This window comes from uncultured Sneathiella sp., assembly GCF_963976355.1.
GTDB lineage: Bacteria > Pseudomonadota > Alphaproteobacteria > Sneathiellales > Sneathiellaceae > Sneathiella.
This window is the reverse complement of sequence record NZ_CAXBKA010000001.1, coordinates 340,481-362,875: the sequence shown is the minus strand read 5'-3', so window position 1 is coordinate 362,875 and position 22,395 is coordinate 340,481. Positions and strand designations below refer to the sequence as shown.

The following is a 22,395-nucleotide window of genomic DNA, read 5'->3' as shown; positions in this document are numbered from 1 at the left end:
ACGGTTAATTTGAAAAGAACTATCCGAATAAAAAACGTATTTCTTTCAAAGCGTTATTTACATGACATTCCGCTTCTGGCAAAAAATAAAGGAGTCTCAGTCAAATTAATTAAATGAAGTCAACTCCGTAGACTGTCTCTATTTTTACTTATGGCGAGAAAAATGTAATTACGGAAAAACCCTTACATAAGAGAATTGTTTTAAAAGAAAAACGAACGTTTGCTATTTGTAATTACCCGGATCCGATCATTTTGAATCAACCGAACAGTCGGTCTATTCCCGGCGCAATCCAGGAATGCTCCCGGGTTAGCCGCAACCGTCTCCTTTTAGGGCAATTCTATAAAGATGTATGGCATAGGGCGCGAAGCTGTCTTGAAATCTTCCTCCCCGAAGCTCAATCTGACGCGACTCATCCAAGACGTCCACATTGGCCTTTGCAATATCGCCATCGATGGTAATTTGTGCGTCCGTCGCGAATTTACTGACAGACCCGGAGAAGACATAAAGATGACAGCCATCCTGCCGGGTAAGTATCGAAACACTGCCGTAAGGAGCCGTTACATCGATGTCGACCCGCGCGACATTCTCGTTATTGAGAATTGGCGCCAGACTTTGTAATCGCGCATTTATAGTCGCCACCTCCTGGCTTAACGCCTCGTTTTCAAGTAGCGATGCCTCGACAAAATAAGGGCTAAACTGATGGACAAAATAAATAATCCCGCGTGCGCCATGAATGATACTGAGCCATACGAGGCTGCGGATCTGATCTCCCGTTGGCATAATCTCCGCGGTCGAAACACGGCTCGTCTCGATCAGGCTCCAGACCGGTTTTGATCTATCCGTCCAGTTAACGAGACGATCGACCCCTCGCGCCACGTAATCCAGCCGACCACGAATCCCGCTATCCCGATGCGTGATCGGATAAATATCGAAGGAGACGATATCGGCCGCCTTGACATAAAGCTCGTAGTCTTCCTGATGATTGGTGCGTGTTCCGCGCCCGTGCCATTGATCCCAGGCAACGCCCTGCCCGAGGTTAAGGAGGATGGGCCGGACCGGATCACGCTCCTTCATTTGATGATATTGCGCAATCAATGCCTCTGGCATAACAGGCGGCTTTTTGCTGCCATCAGCCCCTGTCTGGGTATTATCAGGCTCATCAGGCATCATCCAGCCAATGATTACATCCTTATACCGGGGCATCAACGCGAGATCATTCTGGGCTGCGAAGACGGGCATTCCTGCGGCCTGAAGCTGCGAAAGCTGCCTTTCCGTCGGGCCTTTCCAAAGGCCTGCAAAAAAGTTTATGCCGAGAGCCTTGAATGACCGCGCATTGCCGGGGTCCTGAAGCCAGACGCCAATTGGAAAAATATCCTCTCCTGCGATGATGTCTGCTGGGGCAGGATCAGATCGCTGGGAAAAGGAAATAGAGGGTGAAAAAGATAAAAGGGAAAAGAAAAGGGCAGCAAAACAAACGAGACCGGGGCGGAAGTTCATAGGATTTCCTTGGTATTCCCTTCCAGAACGAGACAGGTCAGAACATTTGAATAAAATGCGCCTGTATCGATGCCAATTCTGTTTTTCTTGATCTCAGGCTCGGGGATAATACTATGCCCATGAACAACCACCTTATCGAAAAGCCCTTCATGACACAGGAAGGTATCACGTATCCAGAGAAGATCTGTCTCTACCTGGTCCTCAAGCGATCGGGACGGGTCTATCCCTGCATGCGTAAAGAAATAATCTCCCATAATATGGCTGGTTTTAAGAGTCCCCAGAAACTGCAAATGGGAATCAGGAAGGGTCTTTTTCAAGGCCCGTGCCGCTTTTCGGACACCGTCTTCAGTAATCTCTGAAAGCTTCAGATCCACGCCATAACTTCTAAGCGTCGCATCACCACCGTAATGAAGCCACCGTTTTCCCTTAACCGGGTCCTGTAAAAACGAGAGCATTGATGCTTCATGGTTGCCTTTGAGGGTAACGACTTTTTTGTCCAACCTGTCAAGGGTAAGCAGTTTGTCAATTACCTCAGAGCTCATGGGCCCACGGTCAACGTAATCCCCAAGAAAAACAAGGTGCGTATCGGCGCTTTCGCGGCGGGTTTCTTCTTCATCTATCCGCCCAAGCAGGGGAGTCAGCAAATCTTCTCGACCATGGATATCACCGATAACATAGGCGCGTTGTCCTTCAGGCATTGTTGCCGTCGCCGACGAGACAGGACCCTCGGGCACTGCTGGCGAACGCCTTGAGATAAACTTGTTGAGCCGAGCTAAAGGCATTCTATCTAGTCTTCCAATTCCCACAATTACCGATCGAATACGGCATCTGATATTATTGATCGTGTTATGGTAACGTCAATAATAGATGCTTTCTACCAACAACTACGTGATTGCATATACAACAAAAAAGTGGCGGTCTTAAGACCACCACTTTATATAGTTACTGATATGCTACTTTTGAAGCGTCAGCCGACATGGCCCTGCTTCTATTAAAAAATTTATTTTATCAAATGCCGTCTGTATTAAAATCAAGTTTATTCCCAGTTTGCGTTCTCTTGCCTGCGACGCCGACCAAGCCAAAAAATTGCACCAATCGCCCCGCCAAAAAGCAGAACTGCCGGCGGTAAAGAAATGGAGTTCCCTGTTTGGCCATTTGAAAGGCCTTCAGAGAGGCCGGTAGGCTGTGCCTTCTTGACCAAGGCAAGAACGTGATCAGCATCAGCAACGCTACTGCTCCCTGCTTTTTCCAACGCAACTTCCTGTGCCGTCATTGTATTTACTGAGCTGACTGCGGTATGCTCACCTGTCGCTGGCGAAGCCACAGAAATAGTTGCCCCGGTAAGCAACAGTATTAAAGTCGCCGCTATAAGATCACTAAACCGCACGCTTCTGACTCCTTGAGAACTTTTTGACAAAACCCCTACTTCCAAGCAGGATTCTGTCGACTGTCTATGTTTCTAAGACGGTGTCGATAATCATGCATCCCTCATATGAGGGATACTGCGATAAAAACCGAATTTTTCTGAAAATCCGCGACGTTTATAATGATATTTATGAGAAAATTTTATTGAACATTGCTGCCACGCCAGTCTGCAGACTGATTTTTGTTCGTCTTGAACTTCAAATTGAGCGCGATCAGAACCAGCAGTCCGGCCGTCTTCAGGCTGGGGGCGCGAACAAGTTCCTTCAATAAATGAGTTGTGGCCGCCATGCGGCGTCCTTCCCAGGCCAGTATTTTCCCGCAATACCTCGATGTCGCTCGCTTGTTTTCCTCAAGCATCTCCCGGCTTTTCGCACTGATTGATGTGAGAGAGCTCTCCTTGAGAACCGCTGTCAGGCTGTCAAAACGGCTATGCCAGAGCGCGAACCGGTTTTGTGACATGCTTCCGGAGCGCAACCGCCAAATTCCGCATGGACTTTCGATATAGGCCAGCTTGAACAATAAAAGAAGTTCAAGAAGATAGTTAAAGTCCCCGGTCAGGTTACTGTGAGGGTCGAATACATTCCCATCTTTCAAGATGGTGTCTATTGCGGACCGCCGGACCAGTCCGAAATTGATCAGCGGTGACGTGGAATCATGCAGATACTGGCCCAGAATAGTTTCCGGATCATAAAAGCTGATTTCGGGGTCGGCAGGAATGCTGCGATCCTTGATCGCGGAAAACTGGCTTTCGAAGGCGCTGTGGAACGCGCCGAAACACAGGGAAACATCCAAATTTTCCTTGAATATCCGCTCGGCTGTTTCAAGAAACTGCGGAAAGAAAATGTCATCCCCGTCCAGGAAGGAAATCAGGCTGCTTGTCGAGGCGCTAAATCCGGTGTTCCGGGCACAGCTCACCCCTTTATTCGCTTCATGGCGTATCAGCTTGACGCGATCCAGACGTTCACCAAGCGCCGCCTTAACATCATCGGGTCCACAATCATCGACGATGATGATCTCATCGGGCGGGCGGGTCTGGTTCAAGACTGAATCGACCGTCTCGCAAATGGTTTGCGATGAGTTGTACGCCGGTATAACAACGGTAATTGTTTCCTGATTCATCCGTAGGCCCTAATACTCTGCACCACCATACTCAATCTTCTTTTTCTGAAGCCCAAGCGTCACGAGAACGAGCAGGATAAATGTCTTTATATCCGGCAATCGTTTAAATTCCTCGAACAGCCGCCTGGAGGCTTCTTTACGCTCTCCACCATTTGCGAGAACCCGGGCATGTTGCCGCGCGGCCGTTGCCCGCATCCGCTTCAGGAACGCAAGATGATAATCAGAGAGCGCCAAAGCATCCGCCTGCGCAATCAGTGAGTCAACCGCGACCGCGCGCGAAGACCATACCTTCACAAGATTACGCGAGATGCTGTCGGGACGCAGAAAATATATGCCCATCGGATTTTTAACATGGAGAACGTCGAATTTCGCCAGTATCCGGGCGAACATATGAAAATCCTCGTTATTCTTGAGGTCAGGCAGAAAGAGATTGCCGTCCGCACATATCTCTTCGAGCGCGGCCTTTCGAAAAATGCTGAAAGAGGGAATGAAGGCACCAGTATTATTCAGGTAAAATGTCAGTCCCTCGCTTCGTGGCAGCATGGCAACGTCTGGCTCCCGCTCCCTGTGGCTTTCGAGAAGGGGAGCCGCATTTCCATCAAAGCACTGATAGAAACTGCCAAAACAGGCAGCAGCAGTTTCATTTTTTTCAAGTGCTGCAAACATGACGGACAGGAACTCCGGACACAGGATATCATCCGCATCCAGAAAATAGAGATAGTCTCCGGTTGCATGTAAAAATCCGGTGTTGCGGGCGTGCTGAACACCCTTGTTTACCTCGTGACGCAATATCTGAACGCCCGGATAACGATCCCCGAGAATCTGGATGACCGGATTGTCGCTGTGGTCGTCAACAACGATAATTTCATCGGGCTTGCGGCGCTGCCCCATAAGGCTATCAAGGGTTACGCAAATTGTCGCATCGCAGTTATATGCCGGCATAACGACGGAAATACGCTTTTTTGTCATGCCTTGCTCATCCGGTGTTTTTTGAATAAGTGGGTATTGAAGACCTTAAGTTTTCGCGTCCCACTGGACGCGAGCAACCACAGGCCCTTTTGGGAGAAGATCAAGTTCCTAAGGAGCTTTCCTCTTTAAATGGGCGAACATCCTGCAGGTCATTGAGTAAAACAACAAAGTCATCCCGCCACCTGTCCCAGTTAAGCTCGCTCATATATTTTTCATGGGCATAGATCGCCATCTTGGTCAGTTTGGTTTTATCCTGCCATAGCTTGACAATAGCATCCGCATAGTCTTTGCCATCCGCAGAAGACGGCAGCAGAACACCGGATTTCCCATCATCGACAACGGAGGGAACACCGCCCGTTGTCGGAGCAACAGCCGGGGTTGCAAATGCCGCGGCCTCCGCGAAGACGAGCCCGTATGCCTCGGCACGGGTCGGCAGGACGAAAAGGGATGCCTCCGAAAACAGTTTGTTATAAAGTTCAAATTGCTTCGGTTCACTTTTTTTGAGATTCTCGTAAACCGTGACGTCTTTAGGCGGATTTCCTGAAAATGGGTTGCACCCGACAATGGTGAGCTGGGCATCAATGCCAGCGGCCCGAATATGCTCGAATGCAGAGAGAATAATATTCCCTCCCTTGCGCTCCCAGTCTTTTCCCATGAAAAGAAGATTGCATTTTCCGCCAAATTTTTTGTCCAGATATGCGTCAGAAATGGTGGGCAGTGAGCCAACGTTTGCTCCAAGGCGGATGAATTTTAGCTTGTTCGGATCAGCATCATAATCCTTTTGCGCCGAATTCATGGCCCATTGCGATGGAAAAATGGAATAGAATGATTTTCCGATCACCTTGCGTTCAATCTCGTTCCCTTCCCGCCAAAGCCAGTTGGGAATGCGGCTTTGCTCCGGGTAATAATCCGTCATAATGGCATAGGTCGCATCGGAGATATGCAGGATGGGGGCATTGGTGTGAATATGGGCAAGTTCCGGCGAGGCGGCAATTCCGACGATAATTTCGGGATCAACCTCATCAATTTGCTTCTGTATTTCCTTGCCAACTGTCTTGCTGTAAGTGTCGGTAACCGACAGGTCCAAGCTGGATCCGAACTTCCTGAACAGGTAGCGGAAGGCCTTCGTCAGCATTAACAGCCACGCCGTTTTTTGCGCACGAACAACCACGACATCACCGGAAATTTTCTTTATTTCACGGGTGATAAAATATGGTGTCCCTGACCATGCGCTTACATCCGCCGGGTCATGACGCGAAACAATAGCGATTTTCATTACTGACACTTTCAAGTCCGGATTTATTATTTCCTAACCTAGAGATTTTAAGTTTAAAAATGGTAAAAATTTATCCTCGTTCCCTTCCTATTCAATATTTCAGGGGTTTAAGCTACACAATATGCAGGGACCTGTCCCACACGCACATTAAAACGACGCATAAAACGCGAAAATACAAAGTCTGGCTGAAATCCGGCACCGCCAAGCCTGCGGCAATATCAATTCAATTTATACTAATGGATTTGCGTCATATCAAGAATTTGAAGCCAACCCGATCTTGCCTATAAATATTATAGCTTGCAAATAATTCTCAATCTTCTCTTAGTGCGCGATTAAAACTGAGGATAATCGGGTTGATAAAGTAATCCAACGCCGTTCGCTCACCTGTCGAGATCATGACATCCGCCTGCATGCCGGGACGCAATTGCGTAACCTTGATTTCGGCATTTTCAAGATTGTCGATCTGAACACGCGCCAGGTAATAGAAATTGCCTGTCCGTTCATCCTCTATACTGTCGGCCGACACGCTGATCACCGTTCCTTCGGCCGGAAGCGAGAAACGCTGACTGAACGCCGGAAAACGGATGCGCGCCAAGGCTCCGATATATACCGAGTCAATATCTTTCGTGTTAACTTGTGCCTCTACGATAAGCTGTACATTGTCCGGGACAATATCAAGGACGGTTTCCCCCGGCTTTATGACGCCGCCCGCCGTGTGGACTTTTAAATTAACTACATATCCGTCAGAAGGCGCCCTGATTTCGGTTCTGTCCAACACATCCTCGGACGCGCGGGTCTGTTCTTCCAAATCAAAAATCTGGGCTTGCACATCACGGAGTTCTGCAACCACCTCGTCCATCATATTATTTGATAGCTCGTTGATCTGAAGCTCAACCTCTCCTATTGCCTGACGGGTTTGGGCAATCTTCGACACATTCTGACTGCGATTGCCTTTCAGCTCCGCCAAGCTACGCTGCAATGCCCGAAGTCTCGGGCGCTTGGCGAGGTTTTTCTCGATGAGGGTCTCCACATCCTTGATTTCATCGCTAATTAGAACAATCTGGCGGTCAGAAGACGCAACCTGTCCTTCCAGCCCCTTAATCTCCTCTTCCAACTGCGAAGCCTTCTGCTGGAGAATAGTCACCTGTCCCTCGCGGGAGGTGCGACGGGAGTCAAAAATATTCTGTTGTCCCTGCATGGCTTCTTTGACATTGGGCTCATCCTCGCGCTCGATCAACCAGTCGGAAAACTTGATTTCATCAAGTTCATCCCGTTCGGCAATCAGCCGCGCCTTCTGGGCAAGCGCAATAGCATAACGGCTGCGGACAATCTCGGTCGACGCCTTTGATTGCAGTTCATCCAGAACAATCAGAACATCGCCCTGTTTTACAACATCACCGTCCTTAACCTTGATTTCAGAGACGATACCGCCCTCAAGATGCTGAACCGACTTGCGGTTTCCCTCAACACTGACAACGCCTTGCGCAATGGCCGCGCTCCCGAGCGGGGCGAAAGCCGCCCAACCGACAAAGGCACCAAAAAAAAGGAAAATAATTACCAGACCGAAAAGCACCGGTCCGCGCACATTCATCATCTCTTGATTTCCTCAATATATTTCAAAGCGCCCGCCTGATCCCCTTTGACAAAGAGTGAGTATATCTTGGATATATCGGCATCCGTCAGCGGCTGGGAGGAGAGCGATTGTATCTTGGCCTTGATCTTTTCACTTGGTCCCATGGTCAGCACGGCCGCTTTTTTCATCGTCTTGGCTTTACCGTTAACATGTGTGCCGTTCAGATGCCCTGGAGCCGCTGCTGATGCCGTCGCCCGCTGCGTGGCCGCATATTTCTTCGTGGTCTTGATATTCGATTGCTGTTCCTGACCGGGCGCCATGCCCCCAGATGCCGGGCGTGCATCTGACTTGCCGGGTCGTTCATTCACCTCGATCGTCTGTGCTCCCGGCTTCGGCAGAGCCTTCTGGACCCCCTGAAGTTTTGCCAGCACCTCATCACGCTCGCCGAATTCCTGCACAATCCCATCCTTCAGAACAAGTATCTTGTCGACATGCTTCAAGATGTTGGGACGATGGGCGATGACGATAATCGTCATTCCTTCCAGCCGCAGATTTTCCATCGCCCGCATCAGGGCCGATTCGCCCACATTATCAAGGTTGGCGTTTGGCTCATCTAGGACAAGTAAGCTTGGATTCCCGTAAAGCGCGCGGGCAAGCGCGATACGTTGGCGCTGGCCGCCGGAGAGCGCAGCGCCTCCCTCCCCGATCTCTGTCTCATAGCCCTTGTCCATACGCAGCACCATGTCGTGAATGCCGGCTTTTTTTGCCGCCGCAATTACCTCTGCCGGATCACCATCGTTCATGCGGGCAATATTCTCTCGGATCGTGCCGGAGAATAGTTCGATATCCTGTGGTAGATATCCGATATACTGTCCGCGATCGTCCGCGCTCCATTCAGCGACATCCATCTCGTCAAGACGCGCATGTCCAAAACGCGGCTTAAGATTACCGACCAGCAGCCGTACCAGAGTTGTTTTCCCCGCTGCTGTCGGGCCGATGATTCCGAGAATTTCTCCCGCGCCAATCCGGAAATTAATATTCCGGAGGATTGGCTCCTTCGAATTGAAATGAGAATAACTCAAGCCCTCAACTGAAACAGCACCCTTCGGCCGGGGAAGCGGCATGATATCTGTTCCGGGCGGGCTGCTGTCCAATTGGGCTTTCAGACGGCCATAAGCGGCGCGAGCAGTTACAAAACCGTTCCATGAGCCGATCGCCTGCTCAACCGGCGCCAGGGCGCGGCCCATGATGATGGAGCCAGCAATCATGGCGCCAGGGCTCATTTCTGCCTGAATGACCAGCCATGCCCCCGCTCCTGTCACCCCGATCTGTAGCATCACCCGGACAAATTTTGAGGCCGCGGAGAGAATGCCGCCGCGATCACTCGCCTGGGCCTGCAACGCCAGAGAGTCCGATTGCCGGGTGTTCCAGCGCTTTATCAGCTGCGGCATCATGCCCATGGCCTCAATGACATCGGCATTGCGTGAGGCGGTTTCCGCCTGCTTCATCGCAACCATTTGCTGATCACTTGATTCTGCGAGCAATTTCCGGGTAGCTCTCTCATTCACAACGCCGAGGACCAGCAGAACGATAGCCCCGAGCAGGGCAATCCAGCCCAGCAGTGGATGCAACAGAAACATGACACCCAGAAAAATCGGTGCGAAGGGCGCATCAAGTATTGGGAAAATACCGGCACCCGTCAGAAATGAACGGAAGCTATTCAGATCGCGAAGTGCCTGGATGCTGGCTTCCCGCCCTGTTGTTAACGTCGACATGATGCTCGCTGTCAGCGCAGCACCACCAACCTGACCGTCCAGCCATCTGCTCATTCGCACAAGAATGAACGACCGGACACCCTCCAGCATGGCCATAGTCAACAGCGCCAATGCCGCAATGAGCATCAGCAACATCAGGGTATCCGTATTACGGCTGGTGATAACCCTGTCAAATACCTGCATCATGAACAGCGGGGCTGTTAGCATAAGCAGGTTAATGGCAAGACCAAACACCGCTATGATAATGAATACCCGGGAGCATTTGTCTAAAGTTTCCTTCAGAAGCGGGTTTTTCTGTTTGTTCACGCTTCCCTCTATAAGTCGAAACCAGCCATGGCTGGATCATATTGATTGTAAGCATATTTGCCAATGCCCGATGCCGGTCATCGTACATAAAATACGCTGAAAATTGGATTAAATTTTTGCCGATAAAACGTCCGGGACAGGAATATCGTAAAGCCCGCGCCGGTCGAGCCCTGTAAACTATTGTTGCATTATGGCCATTTTTAGGGAAATACTAGAAAAAAATATGGCGATACCCTTAGAAATAGCGCATATGCTGTGCTACAAAGCGTCATTATCGATATTAACCATTACTGATGATTGTATCAGATTTTTTAGATAGGGGGAGGCACTTACGTGTTTACACTTCAAAAGATAAAGTCCGCTGCCACCCGGACCATCTTGGTTTCACTGGCACTGTTTGTCTCGGCTTGTGCCGCACAAAATCAGGCAGCGACGACAGCGCCTGCTTCTTTGGCGACTGCGCCTCAGTACATAATCGGCCCACAGGACGAGCTAGATGTGTTCGTATGGCAGAATCCGGATCTTTCGGTGACTGTACCAGTCCGCCCAGATGGGCGTATTTCTACTCCGCTGGTCGATGACATGATGGCGGCTACGAAAACATCGCAGGAACTGGCGCGCGATATTGAAAAAGTTCTCACAAAATATGTGAAAGACCCGCTGGTGACAGTGACTGTCCGGTCTTTTAACGGTCCTTATAATCAACAGATTCGTATTGTTGGACAGGCAGCTGAGCCCAAAGCTATCCCTTATCGCAACGATATGACCGTCCTTGATGCAATTATTGCAGTTGGCGGCATGACCGAATTTGCAGCCGGGAACCGCGCTGTGATTGTCCGGAATGAAGACGGAGGGCAGCAATCCTACAATGTGCGTCTTGATGATCTGATCGTGGATGGCGACGTATCGGCCAACGTGCCGCTGCTGCCGGGCGATATTATCATCATTCCACAAAGCTGGTTCTAGTGAGTGCGGCAACTTCGGTTGCCGTTAGAGTTGAGGGTGGAATCAAATAGAAGGTAGTCGCATTGTGTTAAATGCCAACCAGCTAGTTCATGGAAAAAGGTCTCGCACTTCGCTGGCGATAGGATGTGTTGTCGCCAGCAGCGTGCTTGCAATGGCCGGAAACGCCCTTGCCGCCGAATGGATGTTCAATCCCTATGTCGGCGTGGGCGAAACATACACGGATAACGCCTTTGGCGATTCAACAGACAGAAAAGATGATTTTATCACAAGCCTGTCTGCCGGATTCACCATTGAAGGCGTGGGACGGCGTCTTCAGCTTACGGCGGCATATGAACTCGGGTACGATAAATATGCCAGGTATTCGGAGTTAGACGGTTTTACCCACAACCTGCTTGCCTCCGCCAATACCGAGCTGGTCTCGGAGCATCTGTTCCTGGATACGGAAATCGCTCTTACGGAAGAGCGGTTTTCCAGCGATGGCGACACATCGTTTTCCGATCGTACAACGACAAGCGATACCACGCGCGTTCTCAACACCCGTATCAGCCCCTATTATGTTCATGATTTTGGTGGATTTGCGACTGCGACCGCCCGCTATACTCACTTGATGACCAATTTTTCCGACACAAGTTCGGATATATCCTCTTCTGAGCCCGGAAACTCCCAGACGAATAGGGTTGATCTCGCCCTGCAAAGCGGGCGGGAGTTCGCCCGGACAAAATGGGGCCTTGAAGCCTTTGCTCTGGATAATCAGGTTTCAGGCGGCGATGATCTGAAGCGAGCCACATTTGAAGGTTCTGGGCAAATGCCCATTAATCGGTATGTGGCTCTCCTTGGAATTGCCGGCTGGGACGAGTTTGATGGAGAGAATATCAATAACGAAAAAATCAGCGGCGCCTTCTATGGTGGCGGGTTTCGTCTGACACCAGGTCCCCGGACAGATTTGAGCGTTCAGATCGGACATCGTTTTGGTGGCGGAATTGTCGACGCTGATTTTACCTACCTTATTTCCAGCGAAGCCAGCTTTGTGGCTGGTTACCATGTCGATGTTGCGGGATCCGGAGAGGCGCTGGCCGACACGCGTGTCTTGGACCAGAATGGACGTCTGGTTAATCCCAACTATTTCCCGGGCGGTTATGTGGACGCCATTACCAAGACCAAAACATTTTCGATGGGTCTGGCAGGTGAGAAAGGCCGTAACAGCTATTCTGCAGCAGGCAGTTATATTGTCCGTGACTTTCTTGCTGACGGTACGGATGAAGAGGTTGCTTCCATTGATGGTCGCTATGCACGACAGCTCTCCCGCCAGCTTGAATGGTCAATTCTCGGCGGATATTCAAAGGTTCTAAACCCGCAAATGGCCGGTGACGAGTCTGCGACATACTATGGTCAAACCGGAATCAATTATCAATTCACTCCAACATTAAGTGGCGATTTTTCTTATAGTCATTTCAATCGCAATAGTGATAACGGCGTGGATGATTACCGGGAAAATGTCATATCGGTTTATATCCGGAAAGATTTCTAGGATATAAACACAGATACCGGAAAACCGCTCGAAATTATCTCGCCGTAGTTATTGGCCAGATAATTCCGGGCTGTTTTTTTAGCCGTGCGCCTTTAGCTTCATAAAAATCTGCTGTGCAAGATCCTTATCGTGAATAACGAGAGAAGGTTGATCTTCATCGACTTCTTCCTTCGTCTGTACCGGCAAGCGCCGTGTATCTTCCACGCCTTTCGGCGCTCCGACGTCGAATATGCCATGTGTTTGCTTGTCGCGAATGACTTCGCTGACGATCGCCGCATCAATTTCCGGCGCCATTCGCGCAAAACCGTACACGAGACAGGTATCACACAGAATATTGATGATACGGGGGATGCCCCGGCTTGCCTCAAACAGCTTTTCGCAGGCTTCCATGGTGAACAAAGGTTCCTCACGCCCGGCGATGGAAAGACGATGGCCGATATAGCTGTGAATGTCCTCTGCCGTCAGCGGCGCCAGATGGAAATCGGAGGCAATGCGTTGCGCAAACTGGATTAACTCCGGCGCCTGCAACAAGCCTTTCAACTGTGGCTGCCCAACGAGAATAAGCTGCAAGAGCTGATCATTGTCCGCATTGATATTGGAAAGAAGCCTTAACTGTTCCAGCAGTTTCGGGCCCAGGTTCTGCGCTTCGTCCACAATCAGGATGGTTCGTCGCCCTTCCGCGTATTCACGAATAAGGAATTGCTGCAATTCATCATGCAACCCGACATGGGACTTTCCTTCATAAGGTTGGCCAAAAGCCATGAGTACCCACTGTAACAGGTCACCATCCTGAATATTGGAAACCAAACCAACGGTGAACTCTTCATCAAGCCTGTCAAGAAGATGACGGATAAGCGTTGTCTTGCCGCAGCCAATTTCGCCCGTCACGACGGTAAAGCCGGCCCGGTTCATAACGCCATATTCGAGCATGGAATAGGCCAGAGAATGACTGTGACCCCAATACAGGTAATTGGGGTCAGGCAAAATCGAAAAAGGTTTCTGCGTCAGTCCGTAAAACTCTCTATACATATATGTCTGCCTTCGCCCGTAATTTAGGGGTAATCAATGGTGTAATTTTCACAATTTAGGTCTTCTAGTTTGTTTTTGGCTCTGAACGAAGCTCCGCGATAGCCTTCTCTGCCTTATCCCGCGCCGCAAAAGGCTGGCTGTCCGCAAGTGTCACAGCTTGTTCCAGCTCTTTCAAGGCTTTATCGCGATTATTCTCCGCCTTGTAGGCCATGCCGAGATGATAACGAAGAATTGCTATATCCGGCGCCTTTTCCACCGCCGATCGTAAAAGCGGTGTTGCCATTTCATATTCTCCAAGTCGGTAGTGTATCCATCCCAATGTATCCATGAAATATGGCACTTTTGAGCTGCGAAACCGCTTTGCAAGCGCATATGCACGTTGCAGCTCCGCGTCGCTCTGGGCTTCCTCGGTAATCAGGCTGGCCAGATTGTTGGCGACGATTTCAGAATTCGGACGCTCTTCCAGCAGATCTTCATAGATTTTAATGGCATCCGAATTGGCGCCGGAAGATTCATAAATCTCCGCTTGCGTAATTCTCAGCATAAACCCGTCTTCGGCCGACTCCATACCTTCTGCCAGAATATCCTGCGCCTCTTTCTGACGGTTCAGCGACAAATAATGCCGCGCCAGCATAACATAGCCGGAGGCTTCCGCAGGGTCACTGGAAATGGCTTCCTTCAACAGTCTTTCCGCCTCTCCCAGATTGTTCTTATGAGTCTGGATTTGTGCCATCAATGTCCGGGCGAGGTATTTGTTTTCACTCTTGCCAAGAGCGTCATCCAGAAACCTCTCTGCTTCGGCAATATTCCCTCCCCTTAGATAAGATTGAACCAAAGCAGCCATCGCCTGTCCGGTCTCCGGAGTGGCCTCATATGCTTTTTTATAGGCTTCCTGACTCTCTTCGGGGTTTCGCATCCCGGCAAGCGCGGCTCCGCTAATCTGATATGCCGCCGCGTTCATACTGTCGACAGCACGAATCCTGTCAGCGATTTTTTCCGCCGCCATCCAGTCTTCTTCTTTTAACTTAACATCCGCCAACAACTTAAGCGCATTTATTTCTGTCGGCTTCATCTTGGCGATATTCTCCAGCAACCTCTCTGCCCGGCTATAGTTACCCTGGCGAATGAAAAACTGGGCATAGGCCAGACCGACTCGTGGCGATTGTTTGCTAAATCTGTAGGCGGCGGCGAAGCGGTCTTCAGCCAATTCATGGCTGCCGTTTATTTCATGCGCCTTTGCCAGAAGCAGCGCCGCTCGCACGGATTCCGGCTGTTGACGCATTGATGATCTCAGGGTCGATATTGCAGCATCGATCTCGCCCTTATCAATCTGCATGGCGCCTATAAGGACAAGGGCGTCTGTGCTTGTCCAGTCAATTTCGAGAGCATCTTCCGCATATGCCCAGGCCTCGTCGTACTCTCCTCTGACGAAATGAAGCTGCGCCAGTTTGTTTATTGCAGTTATCTCATCCTCGATCGCACTTGCCTTGTCTATGATGGTTCCGAGGATGACCATCGCCTTTTCATCTTGCCCGGCCGCCTCGGCGAGTGTTGCAAGCGCAAATCGGTAATCAACCACATCTGGATGAGTCTCGATGAGCTGTTCCAGTTCGATCGTTGCGGCCTCGTCTCCTTTAAGCGTTTTGACGAACCGGACCACATCCAGGTTTGCTGTTACATCTTCCGGATTCTCCACCGCTATGGTGCGAATTTCCTTTTCCGCCTCATCTCGCTGGCCGTTCTTCAGATAAAACCGGACAAGGCTTTTCCGAAAAGCGCTGTTATCAGGATTATCCGCAATCAGTTCCTGAAAGACCTGAATAACCTCCTCCGCCTTTCCCAACGTTTCGAGAGCTCGTATCTTGATAACCTGAAGCTGGGCATTCCCCTTGCTATGGCCGAGGCCCCTGTCCAGAATATCAATTGCCGCCTCCGGATCTTTCTTTGACAGTTTTTCCGCCGCCAGAATCAGGACTGAATCAACATTTGCCGGATCAAGAGTCAATGCGGCATTTGCAGCCTCTATTGCGCCCGTTTTATCTCCCAGACGGAACAGGACCGCCGCCTTAAGCGCCAGGGCATCCGGACTTCGCGGCGCAAGCTCATTCACCAGTTCGCTGGTTTCCAGCGCTTTTTGCAACTTGCCGGAAAGCAACATGATCTTCCCATACCGTATCTGTGCTTTGAAATGCTTCGGATCTACTTCAATCGCCTTCAGAATATTGCCGGCATATTTTCTCCAGTTTCCGTCGTTTTCCTCCACGAGGGCGAGGCCATACCAACCGTCGGCAAAATTCTCGTTTATTTGCAATGCATTGCGAAATTCGACACCGGCCTTGGCAAAATTTTCCTCTGCGACAAAAGCCATACCGGCTTCATAATGAGCCTGAGCCTTTTCTTCCGGCGTATCACAGGCCGCCACAGAAAACATCACTATCACCAGTGCCAGACCAGCGAGCCATGATTTCATTTCCGCAAAACTTCTTCCAACGGTCATTCTCTAAACCCTTACCCTCGTTTTTCGCGGGCTATAAAAACGTCAGTTTCGTCTATGCAAAGCAATTTACTGAATTTTGTTATCGCTTCTGAATTCCTGCATATACCAAGAAATCCGAAAAGCCGCAAAAAACAACGAACTAGCAGCCCTAACATGGGCGAGGATACATTAACCCTAATTTATCAATATATGCTTAATTCAGTCGCCAATTTTCATCGGGCATCACAAGTTTTCGTTCACTTTACCGTTATATATGAAGTTCCGGATCGTCTTAATCAACTCCGGCTCCGCAAAGTGGCTGGCGGCTTCAGTAATTGCCGGGGCTGGATTTGCCATCAGTTTGTCCAGCAGGGGGCCCAGCGCCACCTCATCTTCCGCAACATAAATGCCGCTCCGTTTGGCAAACTGTTCTGCTGTTGCTATCTGATGATCGTTTCGGGTTTCCTTAAGGTCACCCTTGCGCGGCATGATAAGCAGCGGCTTTTTCATCGTCAGCGCCGTAATGATTGTTCCCATACCGGCATGAGCGACAATCAGGTTGGCCTTTTCAAAGCTGCTTTTGAATGTATCCGGATCCAGGAAGCTCTGCCATTTGAAGTTCCGAGGCTTGTAGCCACTATCTCCGAGCTCCGCGACCTGTGCGAAAATGTCATCGTTGCCAGAGGCGAGCGCCCAGTCATCAAGACCCTTGATCAACCGGTCAAACCGCAATTCATGGCCAACAGTTACAAAAATCATACGACTGACCCTCTGTATTCCGGTGATCGCTTCGTGCCATCCCCGCCAGCAAGATGTTCCCATTGGGTGAGCCACAGATCGGCGCATCCACCTGCTTTCTGTCCAGAAAGCGACAGCGCGCCAGCATTGGCGATACTATCCAGCCAAATGGTCCGGGCGCCCATGAGTTTCCCAACCTTGAGGGCGAAGAACCCGGCGGCGGCACCGGTTGAGACGATCACATCCGGCCGCTCCCGGATCAGAATGGAGACAATGCCGACCAACTGTCGAAAAAGGCGGAATTTCTGCCACCTGTTTGCATCTACTACACGATAGAATTTCGGTATAGGCTGTCCCCTGAGCTTGGCATCCGCAATCAGATCATCTCGATACCCTTCCTTCGTTGTCACATAAACGGCATCACAGTCATCCCACGCACACCGAAGCCGTTGCAGCTGGACCCAATGTCCACCGGCGGAGGAAATCGCCATAATCTTTGGTCTTCTTGACATTTTTAATCCTTGAGCCCATTGTCCCGCCGCAGTGCGGCAAAGATGGTTCTGCATATGACATAATGTTTCCGTTTAAAACGGCCCGTTCCATGTTCAACAAAGGTATTTTGAATTCGGGCTGTAAAAATACCGAAAATAAGCCTTAATTTTGAAAAATAATCCCGCTATCTTACCATTTTGTTAATGGTTTACTGAACATTTTAAACAATCAATGATCAAGGAGATTTAATTGGTGGCCTAAACAAACAATGGCTATTAACTTTCTGGAAGCAACGGCTTGGCTAATAGGTGCAATATCGCAACAATGTGTGTCAACATGATCCCGAATTTCCGGCTTTCCTTGTACATTTTCTGACCTATACAAGGTATTTATTGACACTTTTTTACTCTTGAAGAGCGACTTCTAAAATATCGGCAGCCAATGAGCACAATAGTTTAAGCGTGGACAGAAACTACATGAACATTAACGATCATAATTCCGTCCGTGTAACTTTTATTCTGCTGGCCTTTAACCAAGAAGCGTTTATAGAGGAAGCCTGTCTATCGGCGCTTTCGCAAACATACGAAAATATCGAGTTTATTTTTTCGGATGACAAATCCAGCGATAGAACATTTGAGTTAATGCAGTCCACAGTGAATGAGAGCAGGGCTGCAGACCGGCCTGTACAAGTCAGACAGAATCCCGAAAACATTGGACTTATCGAACATATCAACTTGCTTTGCGAAATAGCAACGGGTGAATTAATTGTCGTTGCTGCCGGGGATGATATTTCAATTCCCAGCCGGACAGAGCAGTTGGTCGATGCCTATTTAAAAAGCGATCGTAAGGCAAACTCAATCCATTCATCTGTAATAATGGTGGATGAAACAGGCAAGGAACTCGGACTGCTTGAGCCGCGTATCATCAAGAATAAAATGGACTTGATAGATATCAGCCTAAGCACACAACTGCTTATTGGCGCGACCCATGCTTGGACAAAGAACATGTTTGAGAAATTTGGCCCGATAAAGGAGAAAGGAAGTTATGAAGACCTCGTGATTGCTTTTCGCAGCGCTTTACTTGGCCCAATTTCCTATGTAAATGCTCCTCTTGTTTATTATCGGGTCGGATCTGGCATGTCGGCTTATAAGAAGCTGCCGAAAAATTTCGCGGGCGCCGTTAACACAAGACTCAAAACCGCCCATATTGTCGCCGCGGTTTACGGCCAAAGGCTTCGGGACGCCCGAAAAATAGGGCGAACGGATGTCGCTCAACTTGAAACTGCCCTTATCCAGACAAAGATCAAGACCGCGATTTATTCAGGACAATATGCCGACGCCATCAAGCTGCTGAACTGGCAACCGGCCGTGCTTGCCTCATTCATAAAAACCATGGGCATTATCTTTTTTACTAAAATTAGATTTTTAATAACGAATGAGACGTAGATTGCTTCATTAGTTGATACAAACATACTAGGAAACTGGTAACTGCAATTGAAGAAGGTACTTTCGTTACAACGGTAATCTCGCTTTAATCTGTCATCGAGAAATGGCCCGGCATGAAGTCAGGATACTTCAAAATGCTTTCCAAAATATGCTATCGATTGTATGACCGGTAAGGACAAGCACGAACGTTGCGCAGAAAACGAGCTGTAAAGATTTAGGGGCGAGATGAAGAATGCATTGGTAAATTTTTCTGTTCTGGGCGATGAAAGAGGCAGTCTTATCGCCGTAGAGAGCGGACAGTCTGTCCCCTTTGAAATCAAGCGCGTTTATTATATTTATGGTACTGTAAGCGGCGTCGTCCGTGGATTGCATGCGCATCATGAACTGGAGCAAATGGCCATATGTCTGAGAGGAAAATGTCACTTCCTCATGGACGATGGAGCAAACCGGGAAGTGATCGTTCTGGATCGCCCCGATGTCGGGCTCCTGATCCCCCCAATGGTATGGCATGAAATGTCAGAATTCTCGGATGACTGTGTTCTGATGGTGCTCGCAAATGACCATTACGATGAAGCCGACTACATCCGAAATTACGACGACTTTAAGAATTTAGTATCAAATCCTGAAGTATAGAAGTCGATTATGGGAACAATGATACATAAGCTGGCCGATGTTCAGTCAAGTTCAATCGGGGACGGCACTCGCATATGGCAATTTTCTGTCGTCCTGCCTGAGGCGGTTATCGGACGCGATTGCAATATATGTTCGCATACCTTTATAGAAAATGATGTGACGATCGGCGATCGGGTAACGATCAAGAACGGTGTCTTTCTTTGGGATGGCATTACGATCGAGAATGACGTCTTCCTCGGGCCGAATGCAACCTTTACAAATGACCTGACCCCCCGGTCCCGGCAGATTCCGGAAGCGTTTCTGCGCACAACTGTTTGTGCCGGCGCAAGTATCGGCGCCAATGCAACCATCCTGCCCGGAATTCGCATCGGCCGCCATGCCATGATCGGCGCCGGCGCCGTAGTAACGCGGAATATAGACGATGGAGAGGTTGTTGTTGGCAACCCTGCACGGAAATTACAGAGTAGACAGTCATGAATATTCCCTTCCTGGATATGAAATCGCCCTATCTGGAGCTCAAGGACGAAATCGATGAAGCCGTCGCCAGAGTTTGCGCATCGGGCTGGTTCATCCTTGGCGAAGAAGTCGAAAAATTCGAAGAGAATTACGCGGCCTATTGTGAGGCTAACTATTGCGCAGGCGTTGGAAACGGCCTTGACGCCCTTCATCTTGCGCTGCGTGCCATGTCGGTCGGTCCGGGAGACGAGGTTATCGTCGCCTCCAACACCTATATCGCGACATGGCTAGCCGTGACGCAATGCGGCGCAAAGCCGATTATCGTGGAACCGGACGAGCAAACCTATAATCTTGACCCGAACAAAATAGAAGCCGCGATAACTCCGAATACAAAGGTCATCCTGCCGACGCATCTATACGGACAACCGGCAGACATGGATCCGATTATTGCCATCGCCAGAAAGCACGGATTGTATGTTCTGGAAGATGCCGCGCAAAGCCACGGCGCGCGATATCGCGAGAAAAAGGTCGGCGCACATGGCGATGCGGTCGCCTGGAGTTTTTATCCCGGTAAAAATCTGGGTGCCTTTGGAGATGGCGGTGCTGTTACGACAGATAATGCAGAGCTTTTTAACAAGGTCAAAATTCTCCGCAATTATGGCAGCGGGCAGAAATATGTTAACGAGGTCAAAGGGTATAACAGCCGCCTCGACCCCATTCACGCCGCTGTTCTTGATGTTAAGCTGAAATATCTGGATGAGTGGAATGACCGGCGGAGCAAAGTTGCCGCCTACTATTCAAAGCATTTGCAAAATTCCGATTGGCGACTTCCGTTCGCGCCTAACTGGGCGAAACCTGTATGGCATCAGTATATTGTTCGCACTTCTCAGCGGGAAGCCACCATGAGTGCATTGCAGGAACAGGGTGTCGCGACATTCATCCACTATCCGATTCCCCCGCATCTGCAGGATGCATATTCCGAACTGAACTACGGCGTTGGCGACTTTCCGATTGCGGAAGCCATGGCAAAAGAAGTCATGAGCATCCCCATCGGACCACATATCACCGAAGAAGAAGTGAAATATGTTTGCGAATGCGCCAATTCCCTAAATAAAAAATGAGCGAAAGCCGCACCTCCTATAAGGAAATTCTGCGCTCAACTTTCATCATGGGAGGCGCAAGCTTCCTCAAAATCCTTATTGGCGTGGTTCGAATAAAAGTGCTGGCCGTGGTTCTTGGCCCGACAGGCGTCGGTCTGATCGGAGTCCTGACCAGCGCCATGACCATGGGCGCATCCGTCGCCGGCATGGGCCTGAATTCAAGTGGCGTCCGCCAGATTGCCGCTTCGACGGATGATGAAGAAAAGCTTCCCTATGTCCGCCGTGCCCTTTGGTATGCAAATCTGTTTCTCGGGATACTTGGTGGTCTTGTCTTCTGGGTTTTTCGAAATCAGATTTCGGAGTTGCTGTTTGACAGTACGGAAAACGCGACCCTGATCAGCCTTCTTGGAATAGGTGTCTTTCTATCCGTTCTGTGTGGGGCTCAATATGCCTTGTTGCAAGGCATGCGCCGTATCGGAGATCTTGCGCGGGCAACAATTATCAGCTCGGTTGTCTCCGCGGTTATCGGCGTTGGCGCCGTGGTGCTCTGGAAAGAGCAGGGCATTATCATTTTTGTCATTGTCGGACCTCTGGCAACAATCGTTATTGGCTCATACTACGCTGCCAAGCTACCTCGTCCGGGCCATATGGTTTTTAGCCTGAAAAGAATTTACCACGAATGGCGCGGCATGTTCCTGCTCGGCATTGTGATGATGAGTTCCGGCGTTATGCAGGCGATTTCCCAGCTCGCTGTCAGGATATGGGTAACGCAGGATTTCGGCCTCGAGGCTACGGGTTATTTCCAGGCATCCTGGGCAATCTCGGTCACCTATATCGGGTTGATCCTGAGCGCCATGGCAGCAGATTATTATCCAAAGCTCGCCGCCAACATCAAGGATGTTAAGACATCCAACTCACTGGTCAATGATCAGACCGAGATGGCGTTGATGATGGCAGGTCCGCCGTTGATCATCATGCTGGGCTGGACTCCCATTGTTATCAACCTGCTCTATTCCGCAGAATTTGTGGAATCCGTGCCATTGCTGCGCTGGCAGCTGTGCGGAGATTTATTCAAGGTTGCAAGCTGGCCGCTTGGATATGTGTTAATAGCCCGCGGGCACTCCCGGTTATTCTTTGTCACCGAGTTAATGTGGGTCAGCTCATATCTTGGTCTGATATATTATGGCCTGCCGATCGTCGGACTGGAAGCAACGGGGTTAATGTTTTTTGCCAGCTACGTCCTGTACCTCGCGGTTATGTTGCTGCTCGTTGGTCGGCTGACCGGCTTCCTGTGGACGCGCCTGGTTCTGATTCTGTTCACGATTACCTCTGTCTCGATGTTCGGTATTTTTGCGGCGACGCTTCATTCCGAACTTCTAACTGCCATTGTCAGCGGCGTTATCGGCGTTGCCTTCGGCCTGTACAGCCTGCAGAAAATACTGAAAATTACCGGAATGGATGCACAAGTGTCGGTTTTTTTTGCGGAGCTCAAGGCAAGATACAGGAAATAGAGGCATCCGCCCGGAATCCCGAGATTTACCAATTGCCAAAGAACAAATTAGACCTTTCACGGCTTAAACATATATAAATGT

19 protein-coding genes are annotated in these 22,395 nt (G+C 49.8%); 7 read left to right on the top strand and 12 right to left on the bottom strand.

The features are described from left to right. Positions 1-306 precede the first annotated feature (306 nt). The 8 genes from AAC599_RS01755 to AAC599_RS01720 all read right to left on the bottom strand — a co-directional run bounded on the left by AAC599_RS01755 (position 307) and on the right by AAC599_RS01720 (position 9,940). Positions 307-1,497, bottom strand: coding sequence for a hypothetical protein (locus AAC599_RS01755; RefSeq protein WP_340148682.1), 1,191 nt, complete (start codon positions 1,495-1,497; stop codon positions 307-309). Next, positions 1,494-2,195 carry a metallophosphoesterase family protein gene (locus AAC599_RS01750; RefSeq protein ID WP_340148681.1) on the bottom strand — a complete coding sequence of 234 codons (702 nt, stop codon included), beginning with the start codon at positions 2,193-2,195 and terminating at the stop codon, positions 1,494-1,496. The genes AAC599_RS01755 and AAC599_RS01750 overlap by 4 nt, the downstream gene beginning before the upstream one ends. Before the next feature lie 338 nt (positions 2,196-2,533). Continuing rightward, on the bottom strand, positions 2,534-2,770 hold the full coding sequence (locus AAC599_RS01745) for a hypothetical protein (protein ID WP_340148680.1): 237 nt from the start codon (positions 2,768-2,770) through the stop codon (positions 2,534-2,536). A gap of 293 nt (positions 2,771-3,063) precedes the next feature. Continuing rightward, the gene (locus AAC599_RS01740) at positions 3,064-4,041 is read right to left on the bottom strand and encodes a glycosyltransferase family A protein (RefSeq protein ID WP_340148679.1); all 978 of its coding nucleotides are present in this window, start codon (positions 4,039-4,041) and stop codon (positions 3,064-3,066) included. A 9-nt stretch (positions 4,042-4,050) separates the two neighbouring features. Further along, a complete protein-coding gene (locus tag AAC599_RS01735) occupies positions 4,051-5,010 on the bottom strand; it encodes a glycosyltransferase family 2 protein (protein WP_340148678.1) in 960 nt (319 codons plus the stop codon). A gap of 100 nt (positions 5,011-5,110) precedes the next feature. Then, on the bottom strand, positions 5,111-6,286 hold the full coding sequence (locus AAC599_RS01730) for a glycosyltransferase family 4 protein (RefSeq protein ID WP_340148677.1): 1,176 nt from the start codon (positions 6,284-6,286) through the stop codon (positions 5,111-5,113). Positions 6,287-6,596: 310 nt separating this feature from the next. Further along, entirely contained in the window at positions 6,597-7,880 is a 1,284-nt protein-coding gene (locus AAC599_RS01725; RefSeq protein ID WP_340148676.1) for an HlyD family type I secretion periplasmic adaptor subunit, read from the bottom strand. After that, positions 7,877-9,940 (bottom strand): type I secretion system permease/ATPase, encoded by a 2,064-nt coding sequence (locus AAC599_RS01720; RefSeq protein ID WP_340148675.1) that lies wholly within the window; start codon positions 9,938-9,940, stop codon positions 7,877-7,879. Before AAC599_RS01720 ends, AAC599_RS01725 begins: the two co-directional genes overlap by 4 nt. 333 nt (positions 9,941-10,273) lie before the next feature. On the opposite strand from AAC599_RS01720, the gene AAC599_RS01715 reads away from it, so the two are divergent. After that, positions 10,274-10,906: an XrtA/PEP-CTERM system exopolysaccharide export protein gene (locus AAC599_RS01715; RefSeq protein ID WP_340148674.1), complete on the top strand. Its 633-nt coding sequence runs from the start codon at positions 10,274-10,276 to the stop codon at positions 10,904-10,906. 64 nt (positions 10,907-10,970) lie between these two features. After that, the gene (locus AAC599_RS01710) at positions 10,971-12,434 is read left to right on the top strand and encodes a TIGR03016 family PEP-CTERM system-associated outer membrane protein (protein WP_340148673.1); all 1,464 of its coding nucleotides are present in this window, start codon (positions 10,971-10,973) and stop codon (positions 12,432-12,434) included. Between the two features lie 78 nt (positions 12,435-12,512). On the opposite strand, the gene AAC599_RS01705 is transcribed toward AAC599_RS01710, so the two are convergent. The 4 genes from AAC599_RS01705 to AAC599_RS01690 all read right to left on the bottom strand — a co-directional run bounded on the left by AAC599_RS01705 (position 12,513) and on the right by AAC599_RS01690 (position 17,189). After that, the gene (locus AAC599_RS01705; protein WP_340148672.1) at positions 12,513-13,463 is read right to left on the bottom strand and encodes an AAA family ATPase; all 951 of its coding nucleotides are present in this window, start codon (positions 13,461-13,463) and stop codon (positions 12,513-12,515) included. Positions 13,464-13,527: 64 nt separating this feature from the next. Beyond that, complete coding sequence (locus tag AAC599_RS01700) at positions 13,528-15,960, bottom strand: tetratricopeptide repeat protein (RefSeq protein ID WP_340148671.1); 2,433 nt, start codon at positions 15,958-15,960, stop codon at positions 13,528-13,530. A 222-nt stretch (positions 15,961-16,182) separates the two neighbouring features. After that, positions 16,183-16,698 carry a glycosyltransferase gene (locus tag AAC599_RS01695; protein WP_340148670.1) on the bottom strand — a complete coding sequence of 172 codons (516 nt, stop codon included), beginning with the start codon at positions 16,696-16,698 and terminating at the stop codon, positions 16,183-16,185. Next, entirely contained in the window at positions 16,695-17,189 is a 495-nt protein-coding gene (locus tag AAC599_RS01690; protein WP_340148669.1) for a hypothetical protein, read from the bottom strand. The genes AAC599_RS01695 and AAC599_RS01690 overlap by 4 nt, the downstream gene beginning before the upstream one ends. Positions 17,190-17,645: 456 nt before the next feature. Here AAC599_RS01690 and AAC599_RS01685 point away from each other — a divergent pair, with 456 nt between their 5' ends. The 5 genes from AAC599_RS01685 (at position 17,646) to AAC599_RS01665 (ending at position 22,314) form a co-directional block, all read left to right on the top strand. Then, on the top strand, positions 17,646-18,614 hold the full coding sequence (locus AAC599_RS01685; RefSeq protein ID WP_340148668.1) for a glycosyltransferase: 969 nt from the start codon (positions 17,646-17,648) through the stop codon (positions 18,612-18,614). A gap of 225 nt (positions 18,615-18,839) precedes the next feature. Then, on the top strand, positions 18,840-19,247 hold the full coding sequence (locus tag AAC599_RS01680) for an FdtA/QdtA family cupin domain-containing protein (RefSeq protein WP_340148667.1): 408 nt from the start codon (positions 18,840-18,842) through the stop codon (positions 19,245-19,247). Between the two features lie 9 nt (positions 19,248-19,256). After that, positions 19,257-19,724 (top strand): acyltransferase, encoded by a 468-nt coding sequence (locus AAC599_RS01675; RefSeq protein WP_340148666.1) that lies wholly within the window; start codon positions 19,257-19,259, stop codon positions 19,722-19,724. Next, positions 19,721-20,824 (top strand): DegT/DnrJ/EryC1/StrS family aminotransferase, encoded by a 1,104-nt coding sequence (locus tag AAC599_RS01670; RefSeq protein ID WP_340148665.1) that lies wholly within the window; start codon positions 19,721-19,723, stop codon positions 20,822-20,824. Before AAC599_RS01675 ends, AAC599_RS01670 begins: the two co-directional genes overlap by 4 nt. Further along, positions 20,821-22,314, top strand: a complete 1,494-nt coding sequence (locus tag AAC599_RS01665; RefSeq protein ID WP_340148664.1) for an O-antigen translocase — start codon at positions 20,821-20,823, stop codon at positions 22,312-22,314. The genes AAC599_RS01670 and AAC599_RS01665 overlap by 4 nt, the downstream gene beginning before the upstream one ends. The last annotated feature ends 81 nt before the right edge of the window (positions 22,315-22,395 follow it).